Origin of the sequence: Streptomyces sp. NPDC088116, assembly GCF_044741745.1 — a bacterium.
Lineage (GTDB): Bacteria > Actinomycetota > Actinomycetes > Streptomycetales > Streptomycetaceae > Streptomyces.
In genome coordinates this window covers 252539-268430 of record NZ_JBIUTF010000001.1, presented here as the reverse complement: position 1 = coordinate 268430, position 15892 = coordinate 252539, and the positions used below count along the sequence as shown (strand labels likewise).

At 71.5% G+C, this 15892-nt stretch carries 14 protein-coding genes; 8 read left to right on the top strand and 6 right to left on the bottom strand.

Translation table 11 applies throughout. The features are described from left to right. Positions 1–182 precede the first annotated feature (182 nt). The gene (locus tag ACIOJD_RS01175; RefSeq protein WP_401908848.1) at positions 183–842 is read right to left on the bottom strand and encodes an N-acetylmuramoyl-L-alanine amidase; all 660 of its coding nucleotides are present in this window, start codon (positions 840–842) and stop codon (positions 183–185) included. Between the two features lie 289 nt (positions 843–1131). On the opposite strand from ACIOJD_RS01175, the gene mnmA reads away from it, so the two are divergent. Further along, positions 1132–2259, top strand: coding sequence for a tRNA 2-thiouridine(34) synthase MnmA (gene mnmA / locus ACIOJD_RS01170; RefSeq protein WP_401907595.1), 1128 nt, complete (start codon positions 1132–1134; stop codon positions 2257–2259). An 87-nt stretch (positions 2260–2346) separates the two neighbouring features. Here the strand turns inward: mnmA and ACIOJD_RS01165 are convergent, their stop codons facing one another. From ACIOJD_RS01165 to ACIOJD_RS01155, 3 genes are all read right to left on the bottom strand, one after another. Further along, the gene (locus ACIOJD_RS01165; RefSeq protein WP_401907594.1) at positions 2347–3954 is read right to left on the bottom strand and encodes a M48 family metalloprotease; all 1608 of its coding nucleotides are present in this window, start codon (positions 3952–3954) and stop codon (positions 2347–2349) included. Continuing rightward, entirely contained in the window at positions 3951–4475 is a 525-nt protein-coding gene (locus ACIOJD_RS01160) for a hypothetical protein (protein WP_401907593.1), read from the bottom strand. Before ACIOJD_RS01160 ends, ACIOJD_RS01165 begins: the two co-directional genes overlap by 4 nt. Positions 4476–4663: 188 nt before the next feature. Beyond that, entirely contained in the window at positions 4664–5389 is a 726-nt protein-coding gene (locus ACIOJD_RS01155; RefSeq protein WP_401907592.1) for an alpha/beta fold hydrolase, read from the bottom strand. Positions 5390–5556: 167 nt separating this feature from the next. On the opposite strand from ACIOJD_RS01155, the gene ACIOJD_RS01150 reads away from it, so the two are divergent. Continuing rightward, positions 5557–6501 carry a helix-turn-helix domain-containing protein gene (locus ACIOJD_RS01150; RefSeq protein ID WP_401907591.1) on the top strand — a complete coding sequence of 315 codons (945 nt, stop codon included), beginning with the start codon at positions 5557–5559 and terminating at the stop codon, positions 6499–6501. A gap of 84 nt (positions 6502–6585) precedes the next feature. Here the strand turns inward: ACIOJD_RS01150 and ACIOJD_RS01145 are convergent, their stop codons facing one another. Together ACIOJD_RS01145 and ACIOJD_RS01140 are read right to left on the bottom strand one after the other, a co-directional pair. Continuing rightward, on the bottom strand, positions 6586–7371 hold the full coding sequence (locus ACIOJD_RS01145; RefSeq protein ID WP_401908845.1) for an alpha/beta fold hydrolase: 786 nt from the start codon (positions 7369–7371) through the stop codon (positions 6586–6588). A gap of 56 nt (positions 7372–7427) precedes the next feature. Beyond that, positions 7428–7763 carry a DUF427 domain-containing protein gene (locus tag ACIOJD_RS01140; protein WP_401907590.1) on the bottom strand — a complete coding sequence of 112 codons (336 nt, stop codon included), beginning with the start codon at positions 7761–7763 and terminating at the stop codon, positions 7428–7430. A gap of 98 nt (positions 7764–7861) precedes the next feature. Here ACIOJD_RS01140 and ACIOJD_RS01135 point away from each other — a divergent pair, with 98 nt between their 5' ends. From ACIOJD_RS01135 to gatC, 6 genes are all read left to right on the top strand, one after another. Then, the gene (locus ACIOJD_RS01135; RefSeq protein ID WP_401907589.1) at positions 7862–8401 is read left to right on the top strand and encodes a TIGR00730 family Rossman fold protein; all 540 of its coding nucleotides are present in this window, start codon (positions 7862–7864) and stop codon (positions 8399–8401) included. A gap of 181 nt (positions 8402–8582) precedes the next feature. Beyond that, on the top strand, positions 8583–9272 hold the full coding sequence (locus tag ACIOJD_RS01130) for an SDR family oxidoreductase (RefSeq protein ID WP_401907588.1): 690 nt from the start codon (positions 8583–8585) through the stop codon (positions 9270–9272). Continuing rightward, a complete protein-coding gene (locus ACIOJD_RS01125) occupies positions 9269–10345 on the top strand; it encodes a methionine synthase (protein WP_401907587.1) in 1077 nt (358 codons plus the stop codon). The genes ACIOJD_RS01130 and ACIOJD_RS01125 overlap by 4 nt, the downstream gene beginning before the upstream one ends. 76 nt (positions 10346–10421) lie before the next feature. After that, positions 10422–12605 (top strand): NAD-dependent DNA ligase LigA, encoded by a 2184-nt coding sequence (gene ligA / locus ACIOJD_RS01120; RefSeq protein WP_401907586.1) that lies wholly within the window; start codon positions 10422–10424, stop codon positions 12603–12605. Between the two features lie 261 nt (positions 12606–12866). After that, the gene (locus tag ACIOJD_RS01115) at positions 12867–15014 is read left to right on the top strand and encodes a putative bifunctional diguanylate cyclase/phosphodiesterase (protein WP_401907585.1); all 2148 of its coding nucleotides are present in this window, start codon (positions 12867–12869) and stop codon (positions 15012–15014) included. A 578-nt stretch (positions 15015–15592) separates the two neighbouring features. After that, positions 15593–15889 (top strand): Asp-tRNA(Asn)/Glu-tRNA(Gln) amidotransferase subunit GatC, encoded by a 297-nt coding sequence (gene gatC, locus ACIOJD_RS01110; protein ID WP_010984178.1) that lies wholly within the window; start codon positions 15593–15595, stop codon positions 15887–15889. The last annotated feature ends 3 nt before the right edge of the window (positions 15890–15892 follow it).

The window sequence follows — 15892 nt, the reverse complement described above, 5'->3', positions numbered from 1 at the left end:
AACAAACGCCGGGGGGGCTTTTAGCCCCGCCGGCGGTGGCCCCCCCCGGGCACAACACCAAAAACAACCCCGCCCCCCCCCCCCCGGCGGGCCGCCCCCCCCCGGGGGGGGGGGGCCCCCCCCCCCGCGCCCGCGACACCGCGCCCGCACGGTCCGCGCACCTCGCCCGCGCCCGGACCGGCTCAGGTGGCGGTCTTCTCCTCCTCGGCCTTCCGGGTGTCCAGTCCCGCGCGCGCCTCGCCCACGAGCTTCAGATACCGGTCCCAGTCCCAGTGCGGCCCCGGGTCCGTGTGGTCGGTGCCCGGCACCTGCGCATGGGTGACGATGTGCTCGCGGTCCACGGGTATCCCGTACCGCGCGCAGATCCCCGCGGTCAGCCGCGCCGAGGAGCGGTACATCGCGTCCGTGAAGGATTCGGGCTTGTCCACCCAGCCCTCGTGCTCGATCCCGACCGACCGCTCGTTGTAGGCGCGGTTCCCCGCGTGGTACGCCACGTCCAGCTCGCGGATCATCTGCGCCACCTGGCCCCTCTTACCGACCACATAGTGCGTGGCCGCGCCATGGGCCGGGTTGCGGAAGACCTTGAGCGCCACGTCGTAGCTGCCCTGGACGACATGGATCACCACACGGTCGATGGTGAAGTCCTCCGGGCGGTCCGCGCGCCGGTAGTTCGCGGGGGAGGCCGCGACCCAGGTGGCGCCCGCGTGATCCAGTTCACCCTCCTTGCGGGGCTTCTGGACGCCCGGCACCTGCCACCAGAGCCTGCTGATCTCGTCCCGCGCGGCCAGACCGCCGCCGAGCACCGCGGCGGCGCCGCCGATCAGTACGACCCGCCGCCCGATCCGGCGGCCACCCGCCCGGTCGCCCGTTGCACGGGCCTTCGCGCGCTTCCTCCCGCCGTCGGCGGGGCGGGTCCCGCCGTGCGACGCGCCCTCCGTCCGGCTGCCCGGTACGCCCTCCGTCCGCCCCTCCGGCCCGCTGCCCGTCGAGTCGTCCGGTCGGCCGTCCGTGGGAACGCGCCGGCGCCGGCCCCCGCCGCTGCCCGTCGTGTCCCGCGCTTTTTCGTTCATATGATCGTCAACGCCAACTCGCGCGACTCTGGTTCCCACCGGGCCGTACCCTGGTGGAGCTATGACTCAGAATTCCCAGCGCCCCCTCCGCGTGCTCGCCGCCATGTCCGGCGGTGTGGACTCCGCCGTCGCCGCGGCCCGAGCCGCGGAAGCGGGCCATGACGTGACCGGAGTGCATCTCGCGCTCTCCGCGAACCCGCAGTCCTTCCGTACCGGGGCGCGCGGCTGCTGCACCATCGAGGACTCCCGCGACGCGCGCCGCGCCGCCGATGTGATCGGCATCCCGTTCTACGTATGGGATCTCGCGGAACGTTTCCGCGAGGACGTGGTCGACGACTTCGTCGCGGAGTACGAGGCCGGCCGCACCCCGAACCCCTGCCTGCGCTGCAACGAGAAGATCAAGTTCGCCGCGCTGCTCGACAAGGCGCTCGCGCTCGGTTTCGACGCGGTCTGCACGGGCCATTACGCGACGGTCGTCACCGGCCGGGACGGCTCCCGCGAGCTGCACCGGGCGAGCGACATGGCCAAGGACCAGTCGTACGTCCTCGGAGTCCTGGACGAGCGCCAGCTCGCCCACGCCATGTTCCCGCTCGGCGACACCCTCACCACCAAGGACGAGATCCGCGCCGAGGCCGAGCGCCGGGGCCTGGCCGTGGCCAAGAAGCCCGACAGCCACGACATCTGCTTCATCGCGGACGGCGACACCCAGGGCTTCCTGGCCGACCGCCTCGGCCGGGCCGAGGGCGACATCGTCGACGAGTCCGGTACGAAGGTGGGCCGCCACGAGGGCGCGTTCGGCTTCACCATCGGGCAGCGCAAGGGCCTGCGCATCGGCCACCCGGCCGCCGACGGCAAGCCGCGCTACGTCCTGGACATCTCGCCCGTCGACAACACCGTGACGGTCGGCCCGGCCGCCGCGCTGGACGTCATGGCCCTGACCGCAATCAAGCCCCGCTGGTGCGGCACCGCGCCCACCGGCCCCGGCGACTACACCGCCCAGCTGCGCGCCCACGGCGGCGAGACGACGGTGACGGCTGAGCTGACGGACGGCACGCTCCACGTCCGTTTCGACGAGCCGGTCCGCGGCGTGGCCCCGGGCCAGGCGATCGTGCTGTACGACGGCCCGCGCGTGGTCGGCTCGGCGACGATCGCGACGACGGAGCGGCGTACGGGAGTGCTCGCGCGCTGAGCCTGTCCGCCTGCCGTACTCGCTGAGCCCGCCTGCTGGATCCGCCGAGCTGACGGGCCAGGTCCGGCGGGCGGGTCGGCGGCGCCGTCAGATCCCCGGCACTACGTCCGGCCGCCCCGCCAGCGACCGGGCCAGCAACGGGGCCCCGACGGCCACCACGGCGACGAGTACGAGCACCGGCCCCGGCCCGAACGTCTCGAACACCGCGGCGGCGATGTCCCGTTCCGGAGTGGGGGACAGGCAGATGGCGACGTTCCTGTTCTCCGGCGCCGAGCATCCGAGCCGAACGCCTTGCAGGCGCGCCGCCCACGTCCACAGCAGCGCGAAGACCCATCCGCCCACCACGCACACCGAGGGCACGGCCAGCGCCAGGAACCGGGGCATGCGCTGCGCGCGCGGGTCGCGCCGGTGCCAGACCGTACCGAGCGCGGCGATCCAGCCGCAGAGCAGCAGCGTGCCGCAGAACAGCGCGGCCAGGAGCGACGGGGCGAGAGGGGCCCCGGCCTCGCTGAAGAGCGAGACCTCGGTGTAGAGCGCGATACGGGTGCCCGCCACCACGCCCACGGACAGGACCACCGCGCTCACGGTGAGACGGACGGGGCCGGTTCCGCCCGCGTACCAGTGCTGGCGCCACAGCCCGAAGGCCAGGAACAGCGTGAGCGCCGTCCCCACGGCCACTCCGCAGAGGATGGGTGTCGCTCGCTGGGTCTCCCCGTCGGTGATACGCCGCAGCATGTCCTGGAGCGTCTCGAACAGCACACCGGCGACTGTCGCCCCGAGGAACAGCCGCCCCGGGGAGGACGCCAGAATCCGGCCCGGCGCCTGTGCCACCCCCAGCCGCTCCGCGCCCAGCGGATGATGACGCAGCCAGGCCCCGAGTCGCCCGGTGGCCGCGCCCGCCGTGCCCGCACGCATCGCGGTGATCAGCGCGTCCCGGTCGGCCGTCCCCCCGCGCAGGTCGGCGTGGTGTTCACGCAGGCGCAGGAAGGCGCGGGCGATCAACTCACCGAGCGTCATGAGAAGGAGAACCCGTACCACGACGAGGAGGAGCTCGGTTCCCGAGACGAAGCCGTTGCCCAGGTCGAGCGTCAGGGCGAAGACCATGAAGAGGCCGGCGTACACGTTCGACCAGCGAAGCAGCGTCATCAGGAAGTACAGCGAGATGTCCTTGGCCTGGAGATGCGCGATCTCGTGCCGCACCACCATCTCGAACACCCTGCGCGGCTCCCCGCCCTTGTCGTGCAGCGCCAGCAGCTCGGGCCCCAGGACGAGGCTGGGCCGCGCGGGCGGGCCCGCGACGTGGGCCCCCGACCGCAGCCGCCGCCCCACCAGCAGCTTCGGAGCGCGGCGCAGTCCCGCCCCGCCGACCAACTGCCGTACGGTCCGCGTCGCTTCGCGGAAGGGGGTCTCCTCCAGCGGTACGCACCGTCTGATCCGGAGCCGGGAGACGAGCGCGAACGCGAGAAGCCCGGGGGCCACCACCTGGTTCAGGTTCGACAGGGTGCCGAAGACCTCACCGGTCCCGGCCGGGGTCCCGAGGCTCGCGAGCCAGTAGGCGAAGAAGAAGTCGTTGGTCAACACGCTCGCCGCCAGCAGGGCCAGGAGCAGGGAGAGTTCGGACGGGAAGGCGCGTACGTCGACGGGCGCGGTGCTCCTCCCGCTCGCCGCGTTCTCCCGCATGCCGCTCTCGCTCATGACCGTGGTGGCTCCTGTCGCTGCTCCCCCTGTTGTTCCTGGGCGCCGCTCAGCAGAGCCAGTTCGCCGACGACCGCGTCCGCGAGCACTCCGGCCTGCTCGGGGGAAAGGCCGAGGGCCAAGGCCTTGCCCGTCACCGAGGCGCGCACGGCGGTGAGTTGCCCGGGGTCCGGTGCCGTGACGACGGTCGCCCGGACGGCGCCCGACCGCCTGCGGAACCGGTCCAGGAAGGCGCCGGTGAGCCTCGTACCCCTGCTGGTCAGCTCCGCCGCCGCGCCCTGCGCGAGCGCCGTGATCGCCCAGCCGCTGGCCACCACGACCGTCGGGGTGAGCGCCCCGGCCAGGTCGAGGCCCGACGCCAGCGGCCCGCTCCGGCGCGGCGCGGCCCTCTCCCCGTGGGTGGCATCGGCCAGATACGGCTGGGCGATGAGGTCGAACGACGCCGCTTCGTCAGGAGCGAGCCGGGCCACGACCCGGCGGGCCAACTGGTCGTGCGAGATGACGACCGGTTCGTCACTCATCGGCAACTCCTGGGAAGCGGCGGGGCGGTTGGAGCGCCCGGCGGACGCGGGAGGCATAGGGCTCGGATCGTAGTGACCGAGAGCCCCTCAGGTTCGGCTCTCCGGTTACTTGCCCCAATTGAGCGCTTCCTGACCGTCTGTGAGCGATCCTGATGCTCGCGAGGCGACCCAGGCCGACGGGTCGCGGCTCAGCCGAGCTTGAGCAGTAGTTCGGTCAGCTCCGCGGGCATGGTGACCATGCAGTCGTGGCCGGTCGGCAATTCCCATACCTGTGAGGGGGTTCCATCGGGCTGCATCGCGGGGACCGGGCGCCGGACAAAGCCTTCCGGCCGGCCGACGACACAGTCGATGTGCGTCCTGAGGATCGTGTCCATGGCCGGGTTGTCCAGCCGGACCGGTTGCTGGAGGCAGCGCACCGACTGATCCGACAGCATCGTGCGCAGCCAGGCGACGTCCGCCGGGTCGGTGACCCCGAACAGACCGAAGGGCGGCGGCATTTCGGGCAGCGGCGGAACCCGCCAGCCGGTGTCGGACCTCGCAGCGCGGTCGATCAGGACCTGGGCCGCGGGCATGACATCCGCCGCGCTCTCGCCGTCCTCCGGAACCATCGCGTCGAGGTAGACCAGATGTGCGATCCGATCCGGGACCTGGTTGGCCGCGGACGAGATGACCATCCCGGCGTAGCTGTGTCCCACGAGTACGACCTCGGTGAGGTCTTCCTCGATGATCAGCCCGACGATGTCGTCGACGTGCGTGTCGAGCCCTACCTCGCGGCTGAGCAGGTGCGTCGTGTCGCCGTGGCCGGTCAGTGACGGCGCGAGCACCCGATGCCCGGCCGACGCCAGCAACGGGACTACCCGCTCCCAGGCCTGTCCGCTGTGCCAGGCGCCGTGTACCAGTAGATATGTCGACATTGCTTTGCTCCTTGCTGCGCGTGTCCTGCTGTGCTTTCCGCGCTGACGGGAAGGAATGGGGGCCACCGGCCACGCTGGCGCGCGGGCTCCGCCCCAGCCAGGGCCCCCGCGATCCTGGGGGTGACAGGACCAGGCGCGCGTGCGGCCGCGCTCATTACAGTCAAGGGATGACCGACCAACCGAACCTGCTGGGCGATTACGTGCGCGCCCGCCGCGAACTCGTCACTCCCGAGCAGGTCGGTATCCCCGTTCTCGGGGTACGGCGTGTGCCGGGCCTGCGCCGGGAGGAGGTCGCCATGCTCGCCGGCATCAGTGCCGACTACTACCTGCGCCTGGAACAGGGCCGCGACCGCAACCCTTCCGTGCAGGTCCTCGAATCCCTCGCCCGCGTGCTGCGGCTCGACGACGACGCGACGGCGTATCTTCTGCGCCTCGGCGCCGGCAAACCCCGGCGGCGCCGGCGCCGGCCCAGGAAGGAGACCGTCCCTCCGGGCATCGCCAAGCTCATCACCACGCTCCCCCTCCCCGCATGGGTCGAGGGCCGTTACCTGGACGTCCTGGCCGCCAACGCCCTGGCGACCGCTCTGTCACCCCGCCTCGCGGTGGGAGCCAACCGTTTGCGGGACGCGTTCCTCGACCCCGCCGAGCGGGCCCTCCACCCGGACTGGGAGGACTCCGTCGTGGGCCTGGTCGCCGGCTTCCGCGAGTCCGTCGGCACCGACACGGACGACCCGCGATTCATCGAACTCGTCGGCGAACTCTCCCTCGCCAGCCCCCGCTTCAGCCGGCTCTGGGCCCGCCACGACGTAGCGGCGTGCGAAGGCGAACTCCAGGACATCGACCACCCCCAGGTCGGTGGCCTGCGGCTGAACTGGGAGCGGCTGGCCATCGGCGGCACGGCGGGCCAGATGCTCGTCATCTATCACCCGGACGCGGGCACGGACAACGCCGACAAACTTGCGCTCCTCGCCTCCGCCATACAGCCCCCGGTCGCCTCCGCCACGCAGACACCACCGGCCGCGCCCCAAGACACAACCGCCGCCGAACGAGCACGCGCGGGTGCCGGCCGCGGTGAGGCCGCCCGCCGAGCGGTGACCGACGACGATCGATAGTCATATCGAGGAGAGGGGCGCTCGTCCGGGACCCGGGACCCGGGACCCGGGAGTCGCTCGCCGCCCGACCTGTACCCGGGAGGCTCACGCCGCGAAGAACTCCTCCAGCACCGGCGCCAGCACCTGCGGCGTCACCTCGTGCGTCTGGCCCGTCAGGGTGCGGTGGCGGCCGCGGGGGAGGGCCGTGGCCACCGCCTTCGCCGCCTTCCGCAGCGGCGCGGGGCTGCAACCGCCCTCCGTGATCATCGCCCGTGTCCTTATCGTCGCCAGCCGCTCCGTGGGGACCAGCCCCGATCCCATCACCGCGTTGTCGTACGCCAGCGTGTGGGCCAGCGCCGCCAGGCCCGGCCACATCGGCGCCCGCCGCATCCCCGCGATCGACTCGGGTGGCGTCTCCGACACCGACAGGTACAACTCGACCGCGTCGTCCCGCCGCCCCCGCGCCAGCAGGTCGGTCAGCCGCTCCGTGTATTCCGCGCTCTCCGGCAGGACCGCCGGATCGGTGACGTACGGGGGCTCGTACAGGGCGAGTTGAGTGATCGGCAGCCCGGCGGTCGCCGCCTCCAGCACGAGGGCCGCGCCCGACGAGATGCCGTGGAGAGAGGCGCTGCCGCCCACCGCCGCGATCAGGGCCGCCAGGTCCTCGACCTCTCGGCGCACCAGGTACGGCGCGGTGTCACCGCTGGCGCCGCGCCCGCGCCGGTCATAGGTGATCACTTCGAAGCGCGGCGCGAGTAACTCCGCCAGCGGAGCCTCCGACTCCGCTGTACTGAACGCGCCGCCCACCAGAATCACCGGGCGTCCATGACCCGACCGCCGGTAGGCGATCGGGGTGCCGTCAGCGGATTTCACCTTGCATACGTTGTCCATGCCGAGGTAGACCGGCGCGTCCGCCACAACTCATCGCTCCGCGGCGGAAGTTTTTCTCAGTCGCCGACGACCTCCGTGTCGTAGAAGCAGAAGTGCCCCTTGACCTGGGCGACTTCGGACTTGGGCTCGGGGTAGGCCCAGACCAGATCCGGGGCGTCGGGCAGCGACCAGTAGGAAGCGTCGCCCTTGAACGGGCAGTGGGTGCTGCTCTCGGAGGGCGTCAGCAGATCGGTGCGTACGTCCTCGGGCGGGAGGTAGTAGCGGACCGGGCAGCCCGTCTCGCGCAGCAGCAGCGGGCGGCGGCTGTCCGCCAGGACCTGCCCGTCGCGTACGACGCGTACGTGTTCCGTGCCCTGTTCGACCGTGATGCGATGTCCGGTGGCCATGGTCATGCGTCCTTTCGGAAGTCATCTCTCACCTGCCTTATACCGTTCAGCACCGATCCGCCACGCCGTCTTCCCGCTCCCGCCACCGCCCGTACCGTAGACCCATGGATATCTGTGTCTTCCTCTCCGCCGCAGACCTCGACGAGCGCTACACCCGCCCCGCCCGCGAATTCGCCGAGCTGCTCGGCAAGGGCGGCCACACCCTCGTCTGGGGCGGCTCCGACAGCGGGCTGATGAAGGTCGTCGCCGACGGTGTGCAGCAGGCCGGCGGGCGGCTGGTCGGGGTCTCGGTGGAATTCCTCGGCGCCGTGGCCCGGCCGAACGCCGACGAGATGGTGGTCGCCAAGGACCTCGCCGAGCGCAAGGCGCTGCTGCTCGCCAAGTCCGACGCCGTTGTGATCATGGTCGGCGGTACGGGGACGCTGGACGAGGCCACCGAGATCCTGGAGCTCAAGAAGCACGCCCTGCACACCAAGCCCGTGGTGCTGCTGAACACGGCGGGCTTCTACGACGGGCTGAAGCAGCAGTTCCAGCGGATGGAGAGCGAGGGCTTCCTGCCGCTGGCGCTCACCGACCTGGTCTTCTTCGCCGAGGACGGCGTGGGCGCCCTGGCCTACCTGGAGGAGTCCGTGGGCGTGCGGTGATCGGTGCGCGGTGATCGGTGCGCGACCGCACGTGCGGTGACCGGCGTCGGGCGACGCACGTGAGGTGACCGGTGCGCGCTCACCGGCATGCGGTACCTGGTGTGCGATCACCGGCGTGCGGTCACCGGTGTGCGGTACCTGGTGTGCGATCACCGGCGTGCGGTGATGCGACCATGACCGCATGGCTACCCATCTGATCACCGGTGCCGGCTCCGGCATCGGCGCCGCTGTCGCGCGCCGGCTGCACGAGCGCGGCGACAACCTGCTGCTCTTCGCCCGCGACGCCGGCCGCGCCAAGGAGATCGCCGCGGGCTTCCCCGGCGCCCGTACCCTCGTCGGCGACCTCGCCAACCCCGACCGGCTGTCCTGGGCGCTGTCCCACCAGTCCCTCCCCGACCGGCTCGACTCCGTCCTGCACATCGCGGGTGTGATCGAGATGGGGCCCGTCGGGGAGCTGACCCCCAAGGCCTGGCACAGCCAGCTCAATGTGAACCTGATCGCCCCGGCCGAACTGACCCGGCTCGTCCTGCCCCAACTACGGGTCACGAGCGGGCAAGTGATCTTCGCCAACTCGGGCGCCGGGCTCACCGCCAACGCCGAGTGGGGCGCGTACGCCGCGTCCAAGCACGGCCTCAAGGCCCTGGCCGACGCGCTGCGCCAGGAGGAGAAGCCCAACGGCATCCGCGTGACCTCCGTGTATCCGGGCCGTACGGCGAGCCCCATGCAGGCCAAGGTGCACCAGCAGGAGGGCAAGGAGTACGACGCGTCCCGCTGGATCGACCCCGAGTCGGTGGCGACATTGATCCTCACGGCGCTCGACCTGCCCCGCGACGCGCAGATCGACGACCTGACCGTACGGCCGGGCCGATGAGCGACGACCGGATCAGCGACCAGGGGACCGGGGACGGCGGCCGGGCCACGCATGAGGACCTGACCAGGGACAAGGACAGCGAGCGCCGCCTCTGGGGCCCCGCCACCGGCGTCGGCTCCATGCCCGGCGGCGACGCCCGCGAGAGCGCGCGTGCCGTTACCGGGACCTTCGAGGACTTCCCGTACCTGCCGGAACTGCCCGCGCGGGGCCCCGGCGCCGACATGATCGGCCGGACCACCGGGCTGCTGGCCGAGGTCTACGCGCGCGTGGAGCCCAGCGGCTGGCGGATCGGTGACCGTCCCGGGCGCGACACCAGGCGGGCGCGCTCCTGGCTGGGGGAGGACCTCGACGCGCTGGAGGAGTTCACCCAGGGGTACGAGGGCCCGCTCAAGATCCAGGCCGTCGGGCCGTGGACACTGGCCGCCGCGCTGGAGCTGCGCAACGGCGAGTCGGCGCTGAGCGACCCCGGAGCCTGCCGGGACCTGACCGCGTCGCTGGTGGAGGGGCTGACCGGGCACCTCGCGGAGGTACGGCGCCGGGTGCCTGGAGCCGTACCGGTCCTCCAGCTCGACGAACCGTCCCTCACCGCCGTACTGCGCGGACAGGTCAGGTCGGCCAGCGGCTACCGCACGCACCGCGCGGTGGACCGGCAGGTCGTGGAGAGCGCGCTGCGGGACGTGACCGCGCTGAGCCGGGGGACGGCGGTCGTGCACTCCTGCGCGCCCGACGTGCCGTTCGCGCTGCTGCGGCGGGCGGGCGCGGCAGCGATTTCGTTCGATTTCGGTCTGCTCACCGAGCGTGATGAGGAGACGATCGGCGAGGCGGTGGAGGGCGGTACGAAACTGTTCGCCGGAATCGTGCCCGGCACTGACGGCCCATTGTCGGACCCTGCCGGTAGCGTCATGGGTGTCAGGACGCTGTGGCGCAGGCTGGGGCTCAATCCGGGGACTCTGGCCGAGTCCTTGGTGCTCACGCCGTCGTGCGGGCTCGCGGGTGCTTCACCCGCGTACGCGCACGCCGCGCTGGCGCACTGCGTCAGGGCCGCGAGATCCCTCGCGGACAACCCTGAGTGACGATCCCGGGTTCCGGGTCGGCGACGATCGGATGAGGGGCCGGTGACGGGTCATGGTGAATCGGGAGGACGTAACGGTGGCTGGTGAACAGCGGACGGTGGTGCCCGCGGAGGCACGGGAGCGGCATGCCCAGCTCGCCGAGCGGATCGAGGAGCACCGCTTCAGGTATTACGTGAAGGACCAGCCGGTCGTCAGCGACGCCGAGTTCGACACGCTGCTGCGGTCGCTGGAGGCGCTGGAGGAGGAGTATCCGGAGCTGCGTACGCCCGATTCGCCGACCCAGAAGGTCGCGGGGGCGTACGAGACGGAGTTCACGGCGGTCCAGCACCGCGAGCGGATGCTGTCCCTGGACAACGCCTTCGACGACGAGGAGCTGGCCTCCTGGGCCGACCGCGTCGCCAAGGAGGTGGGATCCCCCGGCTATCACTTCCTGTGCGAGCTGAAGGTCGACGGACTGGCCGTCAATCTCACCTACGAGCACGGCAGGCTGACCCGCGCGGCCACCCGCGGCGACGGCCGTACGGGCGAGGACATCACGTCCAACGTCCGTACGATCGCCGAGATCCCGCACCGGCTGGAGGGGGAGCGCATCCCCGACCTGGTGGAGATCCGCGGTGAGGTCTACTTCCCGATGGAGGCCTTCCAGGAGTTGAACGCACGTCTGGTGGAGGCCGGTGACAAGCCCTTCGCCAACCCGCGCAACGCGGCGGCGGGTTCACTGCGCCAGAAGGACCCCAAGATCACCGCGACCCGGCCGCTGCACATGGTGGTGCACGGCATCGGGGCCCGTGAGGGCTTCGACATCGACTGCCTCTCGCACGCGTACGACCTGCTGCGCGCATGGGGCCTGCCGACCGCCCAGCACAACAAGGTGGTCGAAGGCATCGAGGGGGTCCGGGAGTTCATCACGTATTTCGGCGCGAACCGCCACTCGATGGAGCACGAGATCGACGGTGTGGTCGTCAAGCTCGACGAGATCCCGCTCCAGGGCCGGCTGGGCTCGACCTCGCGCGCCCCGCGCTGGGCCATCGCCTGGAAGTACGCGCCGGAGGAGGTCAACACCAAGCTGGTGAACATCCGCGTGGGCGTGGGCCGTACCGGACGCGTCACGCCGTACGCGCAGGTCGAGCCCGTCACGGTCGCCGGATCCGAGGTGGAGTTCGCCACCCTGCACAACCAGGACGTGGTGAAGGCCAAGGGCGTGTGGATCGGCGACACGGTCGTGCTGCGCAAGGCCGGTGACGTCATCCCGGAGATCCTCGGCCCGGTGGTCGACCTGCGACCCGAGGACGCGTACGAGTTCGAGATGCCGGCCGTGTGCCCCGAGTGCGGTACGGCGCTGCGCGCCATGAAGGAGGGCGACATCGACCTCCGCTGCCCCAACGCCCGCACCTGCCCGGCACAGTTGAGAGAGAGACTCTTCTATCTCGCGGGCCGCAAATGCCTGGACATCGAGAACTTCGGCTATGTGGCCGCCGCCGCGCTCACCAGGCCGCTCGAGCCGAACACGCCTCCGTTGCTGGACGAGGGCGATCTCTTCGACCTGACGATCGAGCAGCTGCTGCCCATCAGGGCGTATGTCCTCGACTCGGACAGCGGACTGCCCAAGCGGGACCCGGAGACCGGCAAGGAGAAGATCGCCACGGTCTTCGCCAATCAGGAGGGCGAGCCGAAGAAGAACGCGCTGGCCATGCTGGAGCACATCGCGGCGGCCAAGGAGCGCCCGCTGGCCCGGATCATCGCCGGGCTCTCCATCCGCCATGTGGGGCCCGTCGCGTCCGAGGCGCTGGCCAGGGAGTTCCGCTCGATCGACCGGATCGGGCAGGCCACGGAGGAGGAGCTGGCGGCCGTCGAAGGCGTCGGACCGACCATCGCCGCCTCCCTCACCCGGTGGTTCGAGGTGGACTGGCACCGCGAGATCCTGCGCAAGTGGCGCGCGGCCGGGGTCCGGATGGAAGAAGAGGGCGCCGGAGAGGACGAGGGGCCGCGTCCGCTGGCGGGTCTCACGGTCGTGGTCACCGGAACGCTGGAGCGGCACACCCGAGATGGCGCGAAAGAGGCGCTCCAGAGCCTGGGTGCGAAGGTGGTCGGCTCGGTCTCGAAGAAGACCGCGTTCGTGGTGGTCGGTGAGAACCCGGGTTCGAAGCACGACAAGGCGATGCAGCTGAAGGTGCCCGTCCTGGACGAACAGGGCTTCACCGTCCTGCTGGAACAGGGTCCTGACGCCGCGAAGGAAGTCGCGCTCACTCCAGAGGAGTAGCGGAGAAGTGGTGCAACGCGCCATGCCCACAGCGTCGAATTCGGGCCGCAAACATCACCCGTTCGGCGCATACCAGATCGTTACGGACGGGCAGGTCGCATTCGGGCAACAGCTGTAGAGCGCTGCCCGTCCGGGGGTTCGGCAGCCTACTGTTGGGATGTACGCCTGTCGTGCACGGCCGCAGGGTGCGATTTCGGCCGTGATGGCATGACGACGTGCCATCGCGTGGCATCGGCTCCGCCGGCTGTGAGAGGGACGGGAATGAAACCGACCGAGAGCGCCGCCCCGGTCTCACCCCCGCGCGGATTCGCGGGGATCGCGGGGATGGCGGCCAGAACACCCGCTCTTGTGGTGGGACTCGCTGTGGCCCTGCTGGTGACCGGACTGGTCCGTACGGTCCAGGACGGCCGTGCGCTCTTCCCCGGCGGTACGGCGGGCTGGGCCCTGGCCGTACTGACCGGCATCATCGTGGGCCATCTGGTGGCGCTCGGCCGCGACCGCTGGTGGGGCGGTACGGGCTCGGGCGCGTCCCTCACCCTGGCGGTCCTGCTGCTGTACGGCTGGGTGGCGGCCGGACTGGTCAGCCTGGCCGTCGTGGTACTGGTCGGAGTGGCCCGCAAGCACCGCTGGCGGCAGGGCGTCCTGCACGGCGCGGCGGACATGCTGGGCATCGGCGCCGCCGCGCTCGTCCTCGCCGCGTTCGGTGTGGTCCCCACCGTCGAGCAGCCCTGGAATCCTCTGGAGTGGGGGGTCGTCAGCGCCTCCGAGATCGTGTTGGCGGCCACCGCCCATCTCGTCGTCGCCCGGCTGCTGTTGTGGTACGCGTTGAACCCGCAGGGCGGCGTGCTTCCGACCGTCGCGCGTACGGGGCTCTACCGGCATGGCCTGGTAGCGGTCGCCTTACTCGGCATCGCCCCGCTGATCTGTGTGGTCGCGATGTCGGTGCCGCTCGTCCTGCCGCTCTTCGCCATCCCGCTGATCGCCTTGGACTCCACGCTCTGGATAGCTCGGGCGCGGGCCGAGGAGCAATTGCGCGACCCGCTGACCAAACTGCCCAACCGGCAGTGGCTGCTGGAGCGCACCTGGGCCGCGCTGGAGCACGCGGAGGGCCTGGGTGCCCGGTCCGGTCTGGTCCTGATCGACCTCGACCGCTTCCGTTCCGTCAATGACACGCTCGGTCATCTCGCGGGCGACCGGCTGCTGTTGCAGATAGCCGACCGGCTCAAGCTGGCCCTGCCGCGAGGCGCGGAGGCGGCGCGGCTCGGCGGCGACGAGTTCGCGGTGCTGCTCCCGACCTGCGACTCCACGACCAGCGCGCAGCGCGTCGCCCGGCACCTGGTGGCCGAGCTGTCCTCGCCGTTGGACCTCGACGGTCTCACGCTCGTCCTGGAGGCGAGCGCCGGTGTCGCCGTCTATCCGGAGCACGCGACGGACGCGGAGGGGCTGCTGCGGCGCGCGGACGTCGCGATGTACCAGGCCAAGCGTGACCGTACGGGAGTGGAGGTCTACGAGTCCAAGCGGGACTCCAACACCCCCGACCGGCTCGGCCTGCTGGGAGATCTGCGGCGCGCGCTGGACGCCGGGGACGTGGAGCTGCACTACCAGCCCAAGGTCCGCTTCGACGGGCAGGTCGCGGGGCTGGAGGCGCTGGTGCGGTGGGTGCACCCGGAGCGCGGCAGGGTTCCCCCGGACGAGTTCATCGCGATCGCCGAGTCCTCGGGCCTGATGCCCCACCTCACCGAATACGTACTGGAAACGGCTCTCGCCCAGGTCGCCCGCTGGCGGGCCCAGGGGCTGATGGTGCCGGTCGCGGTCAATGTCTCGCCGCGCGACGTCCACACCCCCGGCTTCGCGGGCGCGGTCGCTGCCCGGCTGGCCCGTCATGGCGTCCCCGCAGGCTCCCTCCAGCTGGAAATAACGGAACACGTCCTGCTGGAGGACCCCCAGCGGGCGGCCGACACCCTCGCCGGTCTGACCGGGCACGGCGTGAAGATGTCCCTCGACGACTTCGGTACGGGCTACTCCTCGCTGGTGCATCTGCGGCGGTTGCCGGTGAGCGAACTGAAGATCGACCGCTCGTTCGTCGCGCGGCTGGCGGTCGACACCGAGGACGCGGAGATCGTCCGCTGCACCGTCGACCTGGCGCACTCGCTGGGCCTGCTGGTCGTCGCGGAGGGCGTCGAGGACGACGAGACCTGGGAGCGGCTGCGGGACCTGGGCTGCGACGCGGTCCAGGGATGGCTGGTGGCCGCGGCGATGCCGCCCCACGAGGCGACGGCCTGGCTGCGGGCCAGGGGCGAGCGCGGCTGGCAGCGCCCGGCGGAGCTGGAGGCCGCGCGCCTCGCCCGCGAACGCGAGCAGCGGGAGGAGCGCGAGAAGCGCGAGCAGTCGGGCCGGGTCGTCCAGTAGGGCGAGCGTACGGATAACGCGGGCGTACCGACCGGGCGGTCGGGCGGACCGGGCGGTCGGCCGGACCGGGTGGTCGACGGGGCCGGGTGGTCGGGCGGACCGGGTGGTCGGCGGGGCCGGGTGGTCGGCCGGACCGCCCGGGACCGCTCAGGGCCGCGCCGGGGCTCGCACGGCGGCGGGCGTGAGCTCCCACGGCGGGCGGGCGGCGGCTGCTTCGGCGACGGGGCGGACGACTTCCCGACGGTCGGGACCCTCCTTCCAGCGGTGACGGTGGGGCTCTTGTACCCGCGGGCGGTCGACGGCTGCTTCGGCGACGGGGGGCGGCTTTCCGGCGGTGTACGGCGGCCTTCCAGCGGTGACCGTGGGGCTCTCGTACCCGCGGGCGGCGGCTGCTTCGGCGACGGGGGGACGGCTTTCCGGCGGCGTACGACGGCCCCCCAGTGGTGACCGTGGGCTCTCGTACCCGCTGACGACGGCTCCCTCGGTGGTGGGCGGAGCCGAACCGTTTCGTGGGCACGGGTCGCGGCCCCATAGGATTGGGCCACATCCCAATCACACTCACCCCTGAGGATCGCCGCATGCCTGGCATCACGCGCGAGGAGGTCGCCCACCTCGCACGGCTGGCACGTCTGGAGCTGAAGGCCGAAGAGCTGGATCACTTCGCCGGTCAGCTCGACGACATCATCGGCGCGGTCGCCCGCGTATCCGAGGTCGCCGACCAAGACGTTCCGCCGACCTCCCACCCGCTGCCGCTGACCAATGTCATGCGCGCGGACGAGGTCCGTCCTTCGCTCACCCCGGAGCAGGCGCTCTCCGGTGCCCCTGCCCAGGAGCAGCAGCGTTTCAAGGTGCCGCAGATCCTGGGGGAGGACTAAACA